The sequence below is a fragment of the Clostridium sp. LS3 genome (genome assembly GCF_055330225.1).
In genome coordinates this window covers 3086123-3103687 of record NZ_CM143921.1, presented here as the reverse complement: position 1 = coordinate 3103687, position 17565 = coordinate 3086123, and the positions used below count along the sequence as shown (strand labels likewise).

Here is a 17565-nt window from a genome sequence, read left to right as displayed (position 1 = left end):
TAGCTTAAAATATAAAAATCAATTATATATACTAACTTAAAAGTGCCTACTTGTTTTATTAGTTTATGTTTTCTATACTAAAGATAAATTAGCTATTAATGAAAGGAGACATTTAGATGAAAGATTTATTTACACCATATAAATTAAAGGGACTTGAATTAAAAAATAGAATAGTTTTTCCACCTATGTGCCAATATTCAGTAGAAAAAAAGGATGGAGTAGCTACTGAATGGCATTATATGCATTATGTAAGTAGGGCTATAGGAGGCACAGGGTTAATAATTATTGAAATGACAGATGTTGAGCCAGATGGACGTATTAGTGATTATGACTTAGGATTGTGGTGTGATGAGCAAATAGAACCATTAAAAAGAATAGTGGATGAATGTCATAAATATGGAGCAAAAGTGGCAATTCAAATTGCTCATGCAGGTAGAAAGGCAACTGATGCCGAAGTTCCAGTTGCACCATCACCAATTCCTTTTGATGATAAATGTAAAACTCCAAGAGAATTATCTACAAATGAGGTTAAGGAAATTATTGAAAAGTTTAGATTAGCAGTTAAACGTGCTGTTAAGGCTGGATTTGATGCCATAGAAATTCACGGAGCTCATGGATACTTAATACATCAATTCCATTCACCATTGACTAATAAAAGAAATGATGAATATGGAAAAGATTTAACTAAGTTTGGAGTAGATGTAATTAAAGCAGCAAAAAGTGAAATGCCAGAGAATATGCCATTAATTATGCGTGTTTCAGGAAAAGAATACGTTGAAGGTGGATATGAAATTGAAACAGGTATAGAGATTTCTAAAGAATATCAAAAATCAGGAGCAGATATTTTTCATATTAGCGCAGGTGGTGAAGGGCCAATAGCTTCTGCTGGAAAGCCTGGTACTCATGCCGCATATCAAGTTCCTTTAGCAAGAGCTATTAAGGAAGCATTAAATACAGAAGTTATTGCAGTTGGAAAGTTAGATGAACCTGAAATTGCTAATGCTGTAATTGGAAATGAAGAAGCAGATCTTGTAGCTATAGGAAGAGCAATGTTTAGAAATCCTTATTGGACACTACAAGCTGCAGTTAAATTAAATAAGGAAAGTAACATACCTAAACAATATTTATTAGGATTTCCAAGAAGTATACAAAATAAATAAGGAGAATAAAATGAGAGAGTTGCAATGTCCAGCAATTTATAAGCATTTTAAAAGTAACTATTATGCCGTTATTGGAGTTAGTAAGCTAATAGAAAATGAAGATCATATTAAAGAAGCAATAAAGCTGCAGGCTTTTCATACAGAACTAAACTCAATAATAACTATATATAAGATGGATGACTTATATTTTCACTTAACTGATGATTCTAAAGAGTTAGTGTTATATAAAGCTCTTTATGATGACAAGGGGATATATGCAAGACCTATTGATATGTTTTTAAGTGAAGTTGATAAAGAAAAATATCCTGAGGTTAGTCAAAAATATAGATTTGAATTATTTAAATATTAATAAAAATAAACTAGAAAATATAAAATAAACAAATAGAAAACCAATAATATATAATTAGATTATTGGTTTTCTATTTGTTTATTAAACTTTTAAATATTTATGTATATTCTTATCTGTTTCTAATATATGAAATTTTATCCAATTAGAAACAATATCTAAAAGGTCATTAATAGACTTTTTTTGATCGCTATCTATAGAATATAAATCAAATCCATTAATCTGTTCTATAAATGCATCATGAGCAAATTTGTGAGATAGAAACTTAGAGTATCCATTTTTCTTCATAAATTCTTCTTCTGTCTTAAAATGATAAATTGTATAATTTTTCAACTCTTCAAGTATAGTAATGATTTTATCATACTTATCATCATCTTTATTTTTTAATAATAGTTCATAGCAATTATCAAGGATATTAAATAATTCTTTATGTTGCTCATCAATAATTTCTATGTTTACAGAGTATTTATCAGACCAAGATCCCATTTTATAGCTCCCCCTTCTACAATAATGAAATATAAAACTATTATAACTTTGGTACAGGAAATAAACAATAATAAACTAGAAAATAGTGGAATAATTAATCTTTAATTCACTATAAGAATAACAAAAATTTAATTATTTAATATACATAATATTGAAATAGTCATTAATAAGAAGATATAGATTTTGTGTATAAATTGTGTCAAAGGAAGAAATGGTAAATCTAAAGTAAAAAATAAGAAAAAATTAGTAAAAATTTAATTGATTACATTGACTATTGAGTTTTATGAGTATATATTATGAATATAAGTAATAAAATGGTTTAAATACATAAAGACTTTTATCAGGTTTAATTTATATATTAAACCTTGATAGTAACAAATTTAATACATTTTGATAATATATTTAAAATAAATATAAGTTTTAGGAGTGAAACTATGGAGATTTTAAGGGTGCTAGTTGGTAGATTTAGCGACAAAGATGTAATAAGCTACAATTTAAGAAATTCAAGTGGTTTTGGAATAAATGTTTTAAATTACGGTGGAATAGTAACAGATATATTAGTACCAGATAAAGATGAAAAAATTGAAAATGTAGTTATGAAATATAAAGATATTAGTTTATATGAAGAGAACTCATCATATTATGGAGCCTTAATAGGAAGAACTTCAGGTAGAATAGCTGAAGGTAGTATTGATTTAAATGATAAGGTTTTAATATTTAATAAAAATTATGGAGTAAATCAAGGTCATGGGGGAAAAGAAGGATTTAATAAAAAGTTTTTAGACTCTAGAATTAATAAGGATGAAAAAGAAGCTTATGTTGAATTTTCCTATTTAAGTCCTTCAGGGGAAGAAGGCTATCCAGGTAATTTAAATGTTATAGTAAGATATACAATCACAGAAAATAATGAGTTAAAAATATCTTATAAGGCAATAAGTGATGAAGATACATTAGTTAATTTAACTAATCATAGCTATTTTAATTTAAGTGGAAATTGTAAGGAAGATATTTTAAGCCATTATCTATATATAGATAGTGATTTTTTAATTGAACTTAATGAGAATCAAGTTCCAACTGGAGAACTTATTAATATAGAAGGCACTCCATTTGATTTTACAAGTCCTAAAACAATAGGTAGAGATATAGAAGAAGAAGATTATCAAGTTAAAATAGGACAAGGATATGATCACCCATGGATATTAAATGGTGGAGGTGATGTAAAGCTTAGATTATATCATAAAGGATCAGGAAGAATTATGGATGTTTATACAAATCAAAACAGTGTTGTATTATACTCACTTAATTTTCCAGATAATGAGTTTTTAGAATGTGGAAAAAGGGTAGGGAAAAGAGATGCTTTAGCTATAGAAACTCAAAGTCCACCTATTGGAAAAGATAATATTTTTGCAAAGTATTCAATATTAAAAAAAGGTGAAGAATACAACAAAGAAACAATTTATAAGTTTTCAGTAATATAAAAATATTTTAATTACTTAAAAGAAGATGTAACAAAATAATTTTTGATACATCTTCTTTTAAGTTATATTTTTAATAAATATCATTTTTTCTAAAGTTACTATATAAAATATAAGTAGATAACTATAGGAGAGGTTTTTATATGCATAAAAGATTATTTTATGATATTTTTATTGGCTTACTATCACTAATGTCTGCAATAATGATAATATTAGAGCTTATGTATAAACTACCTACTATTGTGATAGAAACCTTTTATTATATAAACTTAGTTGTTTGTTGTATATTTTTTATTGATTATATAGTAAGATTAACATTAACTAAAAGAAAAATTGTATTTGTTATTAATAACCTTGTAGATTTAATATCTATAATTCCTATTATAGGAATAGGAAAATTAATTTATATATTAAATTTAGATGAAGGAATAGACTTAAAAATATTATTTAAAATAATTAAAGTCATTATTCTTATAATATTAATAGTGAAATTTAGAAATAGAATAAGGGAATCAGTAAGATTAAATAAGTTTAACTATATGCTAATTTTGACTACTATTATAATTGTATTAGGAGCTGTATTTATTGCACTACTAGAAGATATTAGTTTTGGAGATGCTATATGGTGGAGTTTTGTTACATTTACTACAGTTGGATACGGTGATGTTTTGCTTACTACAAATTTAGGAAGAATAGTAGCTATTTTATTAATGATTTTTGGAATAGGATTTATAGGTGTAACAACTAGTACAATTGCAGCCTATATAATAAATAATGATGGAAAAAAGAAAAGAAAAAAAGATTTTAAGGATGAAACAATAGATTTCATTAAATATAAAATAGATAATTTAGATTCACTATCTGATTCAGAATTAGATAAAATTTATGAAACCTTAAAAATATTGAAATCAAACAAGAAAAATTAAATGGAAAGGAAAGAAGAAACTATATGAAAAAGAAGTATAAAATAGGAATTATAATATTAGCATTTCTAATTCTTATTTTTTATTTAAGCTACATATATTTATTTAAATATATAAAGAAGATAGAAATAGACTCTGTTATCTCTAATGAAGAGATAACTAATGAGGAGGAAATATTAAATAACTTTATAAATAAAAAGCTAATGAATGATTTAAATGGTATATATACTAATTATGTTAATATTTCAACAGAAGGAGATTTAACGAAAGGGCATGATATCTTATCAGAATCTCAAGGAATGATTTTAAATTATTATTTATATAGAAATGAAAAAGATAACTTTGATAGGTTCTTCAATTATTTAAAAGAAAATATGATTTTAGATAATGGATTAGTTAGTTGGAGAATAGAAAATGGAAAAAGTTCAGAAGTATCTGCTACTATAGATGATTTAAGAATATCTGAATCTTTAATAGTTGCAGCAGAAGAATTTGACAAATTAAAGTATAGATATTATGGATTAAAAATATCAAATGGAATATATGAAAACTTAATACAAGAAAATAGGTTAATAGATTTTCATGATGGATATGGTAAAAGTAATGTAACAACTTTATGCTATTTAGATCTGCCTGCAATTAAAACTTTATCTCTTTTAGACGATAAGTGGAATGATGTTTATAGTAAATCAATGGAAGTTATAAATAATGGATTTATAAGTAGTGAATTGCCTTTATATAGAAAGTATTATGATGGTAATATTAGTGAATATGATAATGAAGAGAATATAGATACTTTGCTGTCTGTTTTAGTTATTTTGAATAAAGCTGAAGCAAAGGAAGATGTAAATGAAAGCGTAAAATGGATAAAGGATAGGCTTAAAACCTTCGGATATATATCTACTTCTTATAACACTAATAAAATAGATGAAAGCAAAATTGAATCAACATCAATTTATGCTAACATAGCTCAAATTGCAAAAGTTATAAATGATGAGGAGCTATATACAATGGCTATAAATAAAATGAAGAATTTTCAAGTGAAAAATGAAAATAGTAATATATATGGATCATTTGGAAATGAAAAAACAGAGGAAGTTTATTCTTATGATAATTTAAATGCCTTATTAGCTTTTAGAAGAAAATTTAATAAATAAGTTTAATTAAGAAAAAAATGTACCAAAATCATTATTTGATTTTGGTACATTTTTTTATAATCTTTTAGCATATGTAGAAAATGTAAATTTATCAGGTCTATGTCTAGATTCTGTGTATTCAAATAAAGATCCATCATCTAAGTAAACATAATTTTTTATTATTGCAACTAAATTATAGTTCTTTAAATTTAAAAATGTACTATCTAATTTAGAAACAGGCTCTATAGAAACTATTTTTTGAGCACCTGCAATTTTTAATGAAAGTATATTTTCTATGTAATCATAAATTGAATTGCTTGCAATATCCTCGTTTAAATCTTTAACTATGTCTTTTAAAAAATAATTAATATCTAGTATAGTTCCTTCTCCATCTATTTTTCTAGATCTAGCTATGTAAATTACCTTTGAACCTAGTGAAAAACCAGTCTTTTTCGAAAGTTTTTCATCTACTATTAATTCTTGAAAAGTATGTACATTAGTTGAATAAAGCATTTTATTTGTTACTGAGGCTTCTTTAAAACTCTGAAGTCCTCCAACTAAAAATTTAAGTTGTTGTTTTTCTAAAACAAAAACTCCTTTTCCATGAACACTTGTAACAAGACCTTCAAAGGATAGTTGATTAATAGCACGTCTAACTGTATTTCTACTTACATTAAATAATGTCGTTAATTCACTTTCAGATGGAAGTTTTTCACCAGCCTTAAATTCATCATTTAAAATTTTATTTTTTAAATATTCATATATTTCCGTGTACTTCACTTGTTTCATATAGCTTAAAATCTCCTTTAGAGCATATTATATAATATATTATAGCATCATGAATTAAAAATAAAATACAAAAAGGAAATAATCTTGTTTAAACAAGTGTTGACATACTTGTTTAAACAAGATATAATGTAATCGTAATCAAAATAAATTGTAAGGAGAGTGTGCTATGGGAAAGTTTAAACAAGAAGCATTAGACTTGTTAGAACTTATTGGAGGGAAGAATAACATTGCAAGTGCAAGTCATTGTGTAACTAGATTAAGATTTGTATTAAAAGATGAAAAGGTTGCAAAGGAAAAGGCAAAGGAAATCGAAAAGTTACCATCAGTTAAAGGTACATTTATAAATGCAGGTCAATTCCAAGTAATAATAGGAAATAGTGTACAAGCTTTTTATGATAATTTAATTGAAGTATCAGGATTAAAAGTGCAATCAAAAGAAGAAGTTAAAAAAGCAGCTCAAAATAATATGTCATTGATTCAAAGAGTTATAGCAGGTCTAGCTGAAATATTCATTCCAATTTTACCAGCTATAATCACAGGTGGTTTAATTTTAGGATTTAGAAATGTAATTGGTGATTTAGCTATTTTTGGAGATGGAACTCAAACTCTTACACAATTACACCCGATATTAGCAGAAATCCATAGTTTTTTATGGATTTTAGGAGAAGCTATATTCCATTTCTTACCTGTAGCAGTAACTTGGTCAACAGTTAAAAAGTTTGGTGGTTCAGAGATATTGGGAATTGTATTAGGTATTACTTTAGTATCACCTCAACTTTTAAATGCTTATGGATATGCAGAAGCAGTACAAAATGGAACAGTTCCTTTTTGGAATTTTGGATGGTTCACTATAGATAAGGTTGGATATCAAGCACAGGTAATACCGGCAATTTTATCAGGTATAGTTTTATCTAAGATTGAACTTACATTACGTAAATATATACCAGATGTATTAAAGCTTATAGTAATACCATTTGTAACACTTTTAATTACAGTTTTATTATCATATATACTAATTGGACCAATTTCAAGAGAACTTGGTAATTATATAGCAATTATATTTAATTATTTATTAACAGGACCATTTAAAATAGTAGGTGCAATAATATTTGGATTAACTTATGCACCATTAGTTATAACAGGTTTACATCATACATTTATAGCAGTAGATCTACAATTGATTGCTAATGGTGGAACAATGATTTGGCCACTTATAGCCTTAAGCAATATAGCTCAAGGAGCATCAGCTGTGGCAATGTTAATTATATATAAGAAGAATGCAAGGATTAAATCAATTGCAGCATCAGCAGGAATATCTGCATGGCTTGGAGTTACAGAACCAGCTATGTTTGGAATTAACCTTAAATATAAGTATCCATTTGTAGCAGCATTAATTGGTTCAGCTTTAGCAGCTGTTGTATCTATAATGTCAGGAGTATTAGCTAACTCAATAGGAATTGGAGGATTACCAGGATTCCTAGCAATTCAACCTCAATATTGGGTACCATTTATAATAGCAATGGGTGTAGCAGTAGTAGTTCCTATAATACTAACTTTTATATTTAATAAAAAATTTGGAACAGATATTGAAAATTTAGAATAATTAATTGTGGTTGTAGTAATATTGCTACAACCATAGTTGTTAAGAGGTGGAGTAAATGAAAGAGCAAAATTGGTGGAAATCTTCAGTAGTATATCAAATTTATCCTAAAAGCTTTAAGGATAGTAATGGAGATGGAATTGGAGATATAGTTGGAATAATAGAAGAATTAGATTACTTAAAGGATTTAGGGGTGGAGGTACTATGGCTTACACCTATATATGTGTCACCTCAAAATGACAATGGCTATGATATAGCAGATTATTATAATATAGATAAGATGTTTGGAACACTTGAAGATTTTAAAAGATTATTAGAAGAAACTCATAAAAGAGGAATGAAGTTAATTTTAGATATGGTAGTAAACCATACTTCAACAGAGCATATTTGGTTTAAGGAAGCTCTTAAGGGAAAAGATAATCCATATCATGATTTTTATATATGGAGAGAAAAGCCAAATAATTGGAACTCTAAATTTGGAGGATCAGCATGGCAATATGTAGAAAGTTTAAATGAATATTACCTTCATCTCTTTGACATAACTCAAGCTGATTTAAATTGGGAAAATCCAAAGCTTAGAGAAGAGATATTCAAAATGATGAGATACTGGCTTGATATGGGAGTAGATGGATTTAGATTAGACGTTATAAATCTAATATCAAAGGATACAAGATTCTTAGATGATGATTTTACATCAGCTACTAGAGATGGTAGAAGATTTTATACAGATGGTCCTAAAATTCATGAGTATCTAAAATTAATGAACAAAGAAGTTTTTTCAAAATATGATAAGATAATGACAGTTGGAGAAATGTCTTCAACAACTATAGATAACTGTATAAAATATACTAATCCTAATAATGAAGAATTAAGTATGACATTTAATTTTCATCATTTAAAAGTAGACTATCCTAATGGAGAGAAGTGGAAATTAGCACCATTTGATTTCAATAAATTAAAGGAGATTTTCTTCAAATGGCAAGTTGAAATGGAAGAAGGAAATGGTTGGAATGCTTTGTTTTGGTGTAACCATGATCAACCTAGAATAGTATCTAGATTTGGAAATGATAGAATATATAGAGAGAAATCAGCAAAGATGCTTGCTACAGTAATACATTTAATGAGAGGAACTCCATATATATATCAAGGTGAAGAAATAGGTATAACAAATCCAAACTTCAATAATATTAAGGATTATAGAGATATAGAATCATTAAATGCATATAATACATTATTAAATGAGAGAATTGATGAAGAAGAGGTTTTAAATATATTAAAAAATAGATCAAGAGATAATTCAAGAACACCAATGCAGTGGAATGCTGAAATAAGTTCTGGATTTACTACAGGCTTACCTTGGATAAAGGTTTGTGATAATTATAAGAACGTAAATGTAGAGCTAGAAAAAGATAACTCTAATTCTATATTAAATTACTATAAGAAATTAATAGAATTAAGAAAGAATAATGAAATAATTTGTGAAGGAAGTTTTATACCTGTTTTAGAAGAGCATCCAAAAATATTAGCTTATATTAGAGAGTACAAAGGTAAAAAAATATTAGTAGCATGTAATTTTTATGGTGAAAAAACTATGGCTTCTCTGAAGGAGTTAATTAATATAGATACTAGTATTATTTTAAATAATTCAGATGAAAATAAAATTGAAGAAGAAAATATATTTTTAGGACCATATGGAAGTATAGTAATTTCGTTTTAATAATAAAAATTGCTTTTGATAAAATACATTTGTAATGATTTATTAATAAAAACCATGTATAGAAAAGAGTTTAGGATCTAGCTATGCATGGTTTTTTAGAGTTATATAGTACTTTTGTTCATCTTACAATAGGTTAATTTATATAATACTTTTAATAAATATTGAAAAGTTATAGTATATAAATTAAAATAGAATTATAAAAACATATTATGCAGATGTGGCGGAATGGCAGACGCATCATCTTGAGGGGGTGACGAGGAATCCTCGTGCGGGTTCAAGTCCCGCCATCTGCACCAAAAGAGAGTATATAAATGATATTTTTATCATTTATATACTCTCTTTTATATTAATAAATATTTATCAATAATAATTATGGCAATAATTAACATAACTTACTATTTAATCTTAATTCTGATAAACTAAAATAGGGTGATTATATGAAGATTAATAGATTATTTGAAATACTATATATTTTATTAGATAAAAAGAATATCACAGCAAAAGAGCTTTCAGAACATTTTGAGGTATCTCAAAGAACTATTTATAGAGATATAGAAAAATTATCACAATCAGGAATTCCTATTTACATGAGTAAAGGAAAAGGGGGCGGAATAAGTCTTCTATCAAATTTTGTATTAAATAAAGCTATATTATCGGAAGAAGAAAAGCGAGAGATAATAGCAGCTATGCAGGGGCTTAGTGCTATTAATGAAAATGAGTTTAATGGAGCATTATCTAAATTAAGTACTTTCTTAGGTGGAAATAATGAAAATTGGATTGAAGTTGATTTTTCAAATTGGGATAAAAATAATGATTTAGGAGAAAAGTTTGCAACTATAAAGAGTTCAATAATAAATAAGAATTTATTAAGTTTTAAGTACTTTGGTGCAAATGGAGAATCACTGAATCGTATTGTTGAGCCATTAAAATTAGTATTTAAAGGGCAAGGATGGTATTTATATGGTTATTGTAGGGAAAGAAAGGATAATAGATTTTTTAAACTTACGAGAATAAATAATTTAAATATTCTTTCAGAAAATTTTATAAGAGCTACACCAAATAAAGTTTTAATAGGGGAGGATAAAGAGTATGTTAGTGCATTAATAAATTTAAAGTTAAAGATAAATAAAAAAGTAGCATTTAGAGTTTATGATGAATTCACAAATTACTCTTTTGATGAAAATGGTGATTTTATAGTTAATTTAAAGCTTTCTAAAGGAGAATTATCATTTGGATATATTATGTCTTTTGGAGAAAATGTAGAAGTAATTGAACCAGAATATGTAAGAGCAGAATTAAAAAATCGATTAAAATGTGCATTAGGCCAATATTAATATGACAGTATGTTGTCATATTAATTATCGTAATATTTATCTATAAATATTAATAAGGAGAGATATTATGGATAAGTTAGATTATAAAAAGGAATTTAAAAAGTTATATTTACCTAAGGAAAGACCAGTGGAAATATTTGTGCCTAATATGAAATTTATAATGATTGATGGATGTGGTAATCCAAATGATGAGGATGGAGAGTATAAAAAGGCAGTTGAGATATTATATGCTTTGTCTTATACAATTAAAATGAATAAGGAAATAAAAAATAGAAATGAATACTTTGAATATGTTATGCCGCCTCTTGAAGGCTTATGGTGGCTAAAAGAAGATGGAGATATGAATTTTACTGAAAAAGAAAAATTTTTTTGGACTTCTATGATACGTCAGCCTGACTTCGTTACAAAAGAGATATTTGAATTTGCTTGCAATGAAGTTAAAAAGAAAAGACCTTATATTGATACATCTATAGCAAATTTAGAAGAATTTAAGGAAGGGTTATGCGTACAATCCATGCATATTGGACCATTTGAAAATGAATATATAACTACTAAAAAAATTGAAAAATATGTTGAGGAAAATAACTTGATTATAGATATTAATGGAGTTAATGAAGATGGGAAAATTAGAAGGCATCATGAAATATATCTATCAGATCCAAGAAAAATAAATAAAGAAAGAATGAAAACAGTACTTAGACATCCTGTAAGGAGGAATCTATAGTGGATATAATTACATTAAACCATAGTAATATTGATAACGAACATATATGTTGTTCACTATCTGATAAAAAAGGTGAGTGTGGAGTTTATTTAAAAAAGGAATGGCTAAAAGAAAGATTTAATGATGGATTAATATTTAATAAAATAAATGTAAGGGGTAAAGTGTTTATTGAATATATACCAGTAGAAAATGCATGGGTACCTATTGAAGGTAATAATTATATGTTTATAAATTGTTTTTGGGTATCTGGAAAGTTTAAGGGGAAAGGATATGCTAATAGATTATTAAATGAATGTATTGATAATTGCAAGAGAAAAGGAAAGAATGGTATTATAGCTCTTTCATCAAAAAAGAAAATGCCTTTTTTATCAGATCCAGATTATTTAAAATATAAAGGCTTTGAAGTATGTGATAGTGCAAACCCATATTATGAATTGTTATATTTTCCTTTTTCTAAGGAGTATGATATACCTAAATTCAATGAATGTTCAAAGAATGGTGCTATTAATGAAAAAGGATTAGTTTTGTATTATTCTGCTCAATGTCCTCATACAGATAAATATGTTAATTTGATAAAGAAAATTTCGGAAGAAAATGGAGTTGAGTTAAAGTTGATTAAGTTTGAGACTAAGGAGCAAGCACAAAATGCACCTTGTCCTTTCACAACGTACAGTTTATTTTATGATGGAAACTTTATAACTAATGAAATTTTATCTGAAAGTAAAATTAATAAGCTTTTTAGAGAAAAAGGTCTAGTTTAGAATTAGGAGAGTTGAGTATGGATTATATACCTGCAAAAAGTATAATTTCAGGATATAGAGAAAATAATAACTGGTTTGGATTTAATTATAATATGAATATTTATAAAGGATGTAGTCATGGTTGCATTTACTGTGACAGTAGAAGTGAATGTTATGGTATTGATAACTTCGACATTGTTAGAATAAAAGAAAATGCACTTGATACTATACGAAAAGAATTAAAATCAAAAAGAAAAAAAGGAGTAGTTGCAACTGGGGCAATGAGCGATCCATATAATCCATTTGAAAACAAATTTCTTTTAACACGCAATGCCTTAGAAATTATAAATGACAATGGGTTTGGAGTAGCTATTGCAACAAAGAGTGATTTAATTACAAGAGATATTGATATTTTACAAAGCATTAAAAAGCATTCACCTGTACTTTGTAAGATAACTATTACTACAGCTGATGATGAATTGTGTAAAAGAATTGAACCTAATGTTGTTGTTACGTCTAAGAGATTTGAAGCCATTAGAAAGTTATCTAATGCTGGGATTTATACAGGAATATTATTAATGCCTATTTTACCATTTATTAATGATACAGAAGAAAATATAATTAATATCGTAAGAATGGCAAAAGAAAATGGAGCAAAATTTATTTATTCTGCTTTTGGAGTTACACTAAGAGCAAATCAAAGAAATTATTTTTTTGATAGGCTAGATGAGTCTTTTCCAAACATTAAAGAAAAGTATATAAAAAATTTTGGAAATGAATATATGTGTGCAAGTTTAAAAGCTAAGAAGTTGTATAAAATTTTTGTAAATGAGTGTAATAAGTTAGGATTACTTTATAAAATGAGTGATATAATCTATAGTTATAAAAAGGAATATAATAATGAGCAGTTAAGTTTATTTTAAATTAGTCACAAATATATTTAATATTTTTATGGATGCCTTAATTAATTTTAGGTATCTTTTTATTTTTAAATAAACAACATAAAGCTAATTTTTTGTACAAGCATATTTTATATGTTATTATAATTATAAATAATCATAATATTAGGAGGATAAGATGATAAAAGCAGTATTATTTGATTTAGATGGAACATTAATAGATACAAATGAGCTTATTTATGATTCTTTTTATAAAACTTTTAAAAATAAGTTAGGAATAGAATTAAAGAGAGAAGAAATCGTAGACTTCTTTGGAAGACCTCTAGGAGAACCTTTTAAAAAACATGCTAAAGAAGAAGATGTAGCAGATTTAGTTGCTTATTATAGAGAATACAATGAAAGTATTCACGACAACATGTGTTTTGCTTTTGAAGGAGTTAAAGAGCTTTTAACTACTCTTAAAGAAAAGGGAATTAAAATAGGAATAGTAACATCAAAAAGAGCTGAGCTTGCAATAAGAGGTATGAAGATAGCTGGAATATATGATTTTATGGATATAATTATAACACCAGAATCAACAGATCTTCATAAACCAAATCCAGATCCAGCACTTAAAGCATGTAGTGATTTAGGAATTGAACCCAAAGAAGCGATTATGGTTGGAGATAGTCACTATGATATATTCTGTGGTAAATCAGCAGGATGTAAGACTTGTGCAGTGAATTATACATTTATAGAAATAGATAAATTAAAGAAATCAGAACCAGATTATTTTATAGATAGACCAGAAGAGATTTTAAATTTAATATAACTATAAATTAGGAGGATAAAATGAAGGATATAGTAATTTTAGATGGAAAGACTTTAGGGAATTTAGATTTTACTAAGCTAGAGGAATTTGGAGAAGTAACTTATTATGATACTACAAAGCCAGAAGAAGTAGTAGAAAGAATAAAAGATGCTAATATAATTTTAACTAATAAAGTAGTTTTAAATGAAAATAATCTAAAAGAATCTAAAAATTTAGAACTTATCTGTGAAACAGCTACAGGTTTTAATAATATAGACATTGTATATGCTAAAGAAAATAAAATAGCAGTTACTAATGTAGCAGGATATTCAACTAATACAGTTGCTCAACATACTTTTGCAACAGTTTTATCCTTATATGATAAAATTTCATACTATGATAGTTATGTTAAATCAGGGAAGTATGCAAAATCAGGTTTATTTACTGATTTAACTAAACCTTTTTATGAGTTAGAAGGAAAAACTTGGGGGATTATAGGATTTGGAGCTATAGGAAAAAGAGTAGCTAAAATAGGAGAAGCTTTTGGAGTGAATATTGTATATTACTCAACATCAGGAAAAAATTCGAATTTAGATTATAAGAGAGTTACCTTTGAAGAATTGTTAGAAACATCAGATATAATTTCTATTCATGCACCATTAAATAAAGATACTCAAGGATTAATAAATTATGATGCTCTTAGCAAAATGAAAAAATCAGCTCTTTTAGTTAATATGGGTAGAGGTCCTATAGTAGTTGAAGAAGATTTAGCAAAGGCTATAGATGAAGAATTAATTGCAGGGGCTGCCTTAGATGTATTTGAAGTAGAACCAATAAAAGGAGATAATCCGTTAGTTTCTCTAAAGAACAAAGATAATCTAATATTAACACCTCATATTGCTTGGGCTAGTGTTGAAGCAAGAAATAGATTATTTGAAGAAATTATAAAAAATATCAAAGCTTTTTATAATGGAGAAATAAGAGGAAGAGTAGAAATTTAAATAGAGAAACATTATAAGAAAGTATATATTTATTTAAGGTTAATTTAAAGATTTAATTATAATGCGTAAGTCACTCAAATATGAGATGATTTACGCATTATTTTAATTTCTATGAAAGTATAAAAGTTTAAAGTTTTAAAAATGTGATTATATATGTCCATTTTTTTATAACTGCTTCTACTATTAATTATAAATGTTATAATTAACATATAATGTAAAAAGTAATTGATATAATTTATTGTATTAACCAAAAAGGAGCGGTTAAGGTGAAGAAATTTTTAGTTTTAATTTTAAGCTTATTTCTAATATTTTTATTGGTTCGCTATGGAAAACAACCTGCAAAGGTGGTTGCTGAATATAATGATAAAATTGGAGGGGAGGTTATGCTTAGCAATCCTGAGGCATATGGAATTGGTGCAGATAAAAATGGAAGACCTATTTTTAAAGATACTGATAAAGCTTTAAAACAAGCAAAAATTGATTTTGCTGATGGATTAAAACTTATAAAAGATCAATTCAATCTTATGTCTGTAAGTAAATATTATTATGAACCTTATAAAACTTATGGATGGCAAGTAAACACTGATGATCCAAAATTAAGAAAACAATGTGGTGAAATATCATTATTTTTTGATATTTATGAAAATAGCTTTGGAAAAGAATAAGTATGGTATTACAACAATTGTAAAATTATTGAAAGCATATATTATATTAAGATTAATGTGATAATAGGTTGAGATTTTTTAAAAAATTATATATAATGTCTTTATAACTTAATAACGTTCGGTTGAAGGTAGCGGGAGAGTGATTTTTTTAATCCACCGAAGAAGTAAATCTTTCAGGTATTAGGACCGTTACTGGACGAACCTCTGGAGAGACTCAGATGAGCACCGAAGGAGCAAGGTAATTTAATTAATTTAAGTTACTGAAACTCTCAGGTAAAAGGACAGGGGATAAGATAGGGCTATAAATATATTTATTATAGCTTGTTTACCTATCTATTCTCCTCCGTAAATTTTAATTTAAGGGGGATTTTTTTATGTTAAATCAAATTCAATCAATTTTAAGTGGGCTAAATAATATTATATGGGGTCCACCACTACTTATACTTTTAGTTGGAACAGGGATATATTTAACCTTTAAACTAAAATTATTACAAATATTTAAACTTCCTTTAGCTTTAAAGTATATTTTTTCAAAGGATGAAGAAGGAGACGATGAAGCTAGAGGAGATGTTTCAAGTTTTGGAGCACTTTGTACTGCATTATCAGCAACTATAGGAACAGGAAATATAGTTGGAGTTGCAACTGCTATTAAAGCTGGAGGACCAGGAGCATTATTTTGGATGTGGATAGCAGCTTTTTTTGGAATGGCAACAAAATATGCAGAAGGCGTATTAGCTATAAAATATAGAGAAGTAGATGCAAATGGACAGATGTCTGGAGGACCTATGTATTATATTAAAAATGGTTTAGGTCTAAACTGGTTAGCTAAACTATTTGCTATATTTGGAGTAGGAGTTGCCTTACTTGGTATAGGTACATTTGGACAAGTTAAGTCTATTGCAGATGCTGCACAAATAGGATTTAATATTCCTTTAATTGTTACAGCAGTAGTAGTAACCATACTAGTTGCATTAGTCACATTAGGTGGAATAAAAAGAATTTCTAGTGTTTCAGAAAAGATAGTGCCATTTATGGCTGTATTATATATATTAGGTGTTATGTTAGTTTTAGTATTTAATTATAACAAAATACCAGAATCAATTAGTTTAATAATTAGAAGTGCATTTAATCCTGAAGCAGCCTTAGGTGGAGCTGCTGGAATAACTATTTCAATTGCAATGCAAAGGGGAATAGGTAGAGGGGTATTTTCTAATGAAGCAGGTCTTGGAAGTGCACCTATAGCAGCAGCTGCTGCTAGAACTAAATCACCTGTTAGACAAGGGTTAATCTCTATGACTGGAACATTTATTGATACAATTATTATATGCACAATGACAGGACTTGTAATAGTTATTACAGGAAGTTTCAATGGAAACTTAGAAGGTGCAGCATTAACAACTGCTGCATTTGAAAATGGTTTGCCAATAGCTACATTAGGAAAGTATATAGTAAATATAGGATTAATATTTTTTGCTTTTACAACTATATTAGGATGGAATTACTATGGTGAAAGATGTATAGAATATTTATTTGGAGTAAAAGGTATAAAGCCTTATAAAATTATTTTTATAATTTTAGTTGCAGTAGGTCCATTTTTACCTCTAGAAATGATATTTATTATAGCAGATATAGTTAATGGTCTTATGGCTATACCAAACCTAATTGGATTAATAGGATTAAGAAATGTGATAGTAGATGAAACAGAAAAGTTTTTTATAAATAATAAAGTAGTTGATTGTGTTAAATTTGAAAATTAAATAGCTTTATTAAAGTTAGGAGT

At 27.0% G+C, this 17565-nt stretch carries 17 protein-coding genes, 1 tRNA gene and 2 riboswitches; of the genes, 16 read left to right on the top strand and 2 right to left on the bottom strand.

The window, feature by feature from the left end; all coding sequences use genetic code 11:
* The first annotated feature begins 116 nt into the window (after positions 1–116).
* Entirely contained in the window at positions 117–1160 is a 1044-nt protein-coding gene (locus ACZJV1_RS14565) for an NADH:flavin oxidoreductase/NADH oxidase (protein WP_460286860.1), read from the top strand.
* A gap of 10 nt (positions 1161–1170) precedes the next feature.
* Positions 1171–1509: a DUF1653 domain-containing protein gene (locus tag ACZJV1_RS14560; protein WP_460286861.1), complete on the top strand. Its 339-nt coding sequence runs from the start codon at positions 1171–1173 to the stop codon at positions 1507–1509.
* 81 nt (positions 1510–1590) lie between these two features.
* Here ACZJV1_RS14560 and ACZJV1_RS14555 read toward each other — a convergent pair whose 3' ends face one another.
* Positions 1591–1992, bottom strand: a complete 402-nt coding sequence (locus ACZJV1_RS14555; RefSeq protein ID WP_460286862.1) for a bacteriohemerythrin — start codon at positions 1990–1992, stop codon at positions 1591–1593.
* Between the two features lie 434 nt (positions 1993–2426).
* On the opposite strand from ACZJV1_RS14555, the gene ACZJV1_RS14550 reads away from it, so the two are divergent.
* The 3 genes from ACZJV1_RS14550 to ACZJV1_RS14540 all read left to right on the top strand — a co-directional run bounded on the left by ACZJV1_RS14550 (position 2427) and on the right by ACZJV1_RS14540 (position 5547).
* The gene (locus ACZJV1_RS14550; protein WP_463650595.1) at positions 2427–3470 is read left to right on the top strand and encodes an aldose epimerase family protein; all 1044 of its coding nucleotides are present in this window, start codon (positions 2427–2429) and stop codon (positions 3468–3470) included.
* Positions 3471–3610: 140 nt separating this feature from the next.
* Positions 3611–4393: a potassium channel family protein gene (locus ACZJV1_RS14545; protein ID WP_463650594.1), complete on the top strand. Its 783-nt coding sequence runs from the start codon at positions 3611–3613 to the stop codon at positions 4391–4393.
* Positions 4394–4416: 23 nt separating this feature from the next.
* Positions 4417–5547: a glycosyl hydrolase family 8 gene (locus ACZJV1_RS14540; protein ID WP_463650593.1), complete on the top strand. Its 1131-nt coding sequence runs from the start codon at positions 4417–4419 to the stop codon at positions 5545–5547.
* 54 nt (positions 5548–5601) lie between these two features.
* Here ACZJV1_RS14540 and treR read toward each other — a convergent pair whose 3' ends face one another.
* On the bottom strand, positions 5602–6315 hold the full coding sequence (treR, locus tag ACZJV1_RS14535; protein WP_463650592.1) for a trehalose operon repressor: 714 nt from the start codon (positions 6313–6315) through the stop codon (positions 5602–5604).
* 166 nt (positions 6316–6481) lie between these two features.
* Here treR and treP point away from each other — a divergent pair, with 166 nt between their 5' ends.
* From treP to ACZJV1_RS14480, 11 genes are all read left to right on the top strand, one after another.
* Complete coding sequence (gene treP / locus ACZJV1_RS14530) at positions 6482–7918, top strand: PTS system trehalose-specific EIIBC component (RefSeq protein ID WP_463650591.1); 1437 nt, start codon at positions 6482–6484, stop codon at positions 7916–7918.
* 55 nt (positions 7919–7973) lie between these two features.
* The gene (treC, locus tag ACZJV1_RS14525; protein WP_463650590.1) at positions 7974–9632 is read left to right on the top strand and encodes an alpha,alpha-phosphotrehalase; all 1659 of its coding nucleotides are present in this window, start codon (positions 7974–7976) and stop codon (positions 9630–9632) included.
* 211 nt (positions 9633–9843) lie between these two features.
* Positions 9844–9928 (top strand) — tRNA-Leu (locus ACZJV1_RS14520).
* 141 nt (positions 9929–10069) lie between these two features.
* Positions 10070–10966: a helix-turn-helix transcriptional regulator gene (locus ACZJV1_RS14515; RefSeq protein WP_460286869.1), complete on the top strand. Its 897-nt coding sequence runs from the start codon at positions 10070–10072 to the stop codon at positions 10964–10966.
* A gap of 67 nt (positions 10967–11033) precedes the next feature.
* Positions 11034–11690 carry a GyrI-like domain-containing protein gene (locus tag ACZJV1_RS14510; protein WP_463650589.1) on the top strand — a complete coding sequence of 219 codons (657 nt, stop codon included), beginning with the start codon at positions 11034–11036 and terminating at the stop codon, positions 11688–11690.
* On the top strand, positions 11690–12451 hold the full coding sequence (locus tag ACZJV1_RS14505) for an N-acetyltransferase (RefSeq protein WP_460286871.1): 762 nt from the start codon (positions 11690–11692) through the stop codon (positions 12449–12451). The genes ACZJV1_RS14510 and ACZJV1_RS14505 overlap by 1 nt, the downstream gene beginning before the upstream one ends.
* A 17-nt stretch (positions 12452–12468) precedes the next feature.
* On the top strand, positions 12469–13353 hold the full coding sequence (locus tag ACZJV1_RS14500; protein WP_463650588.1) for an SPL family radical SAM protein: 885 nt from the start codon (positions 12469–12471) through the stop codon (positions 13351–13353).
* A gap of 154 nt (positions 13354–13507) precedes the next feature.
* On the top strand, positions 13508–14140 hold the full coding sequence (gene ppaX / locus ACZJV1_RS14495; protein WP_460286873.1) for a pyrophosphatase PpaX: 633 nt from the start codon (positions 13508–13510) through the stop codon (positions 14138–14140).
* 20 nt (positions 14141–14160) lie between these two features.
* Entirely contained in the window at positions 14161–15120 is a 960-nt protein-coding gene (locus ACZJV1_RS14490; RefSeq protein ID WP_463650587.1) for a D-2-hydroxyacid dehydrogenase, read from the top strand.
* Between the two features lie 266 nt (positions 15121–15386).
* Positions 15387–15785 carry a hypothetical protein gene (locus tag ACZJV1_RS14485; protein WP_463650586.1) on the top strand — a complete coding sequence of 133 codons (399 nt, stop codon included), beginning with the start codon at positions 15387–15389 and terminating at the stop codon, positions 15783–15785.
* Between the two features lie 122 nt (positions 15786–15907).
* Positions 15908–15984, top strand: a riboswitch (glycine riboswitch).
* A gap of 2 nt (positions 15985–15986) precedes the next feature.
* Positions 15987–16073, top strand: a riboswitch (glycine riboswitch).
* Between the two features lie 86 nt (positions 16074–16159).
* Positions 16160–17542, top strand: coding sequence for an alanine/glycine:cation symporter family protein (locus tag ACZJV1_RS14480; RefSeq protein WP_460286876.1), 1383 nt, complete (start codon positions 16160–16162; stop codon positions 17540–17542).
* The last annotated feature ends 23 nt before the right edge of the window (positions 17543–17565 follow it).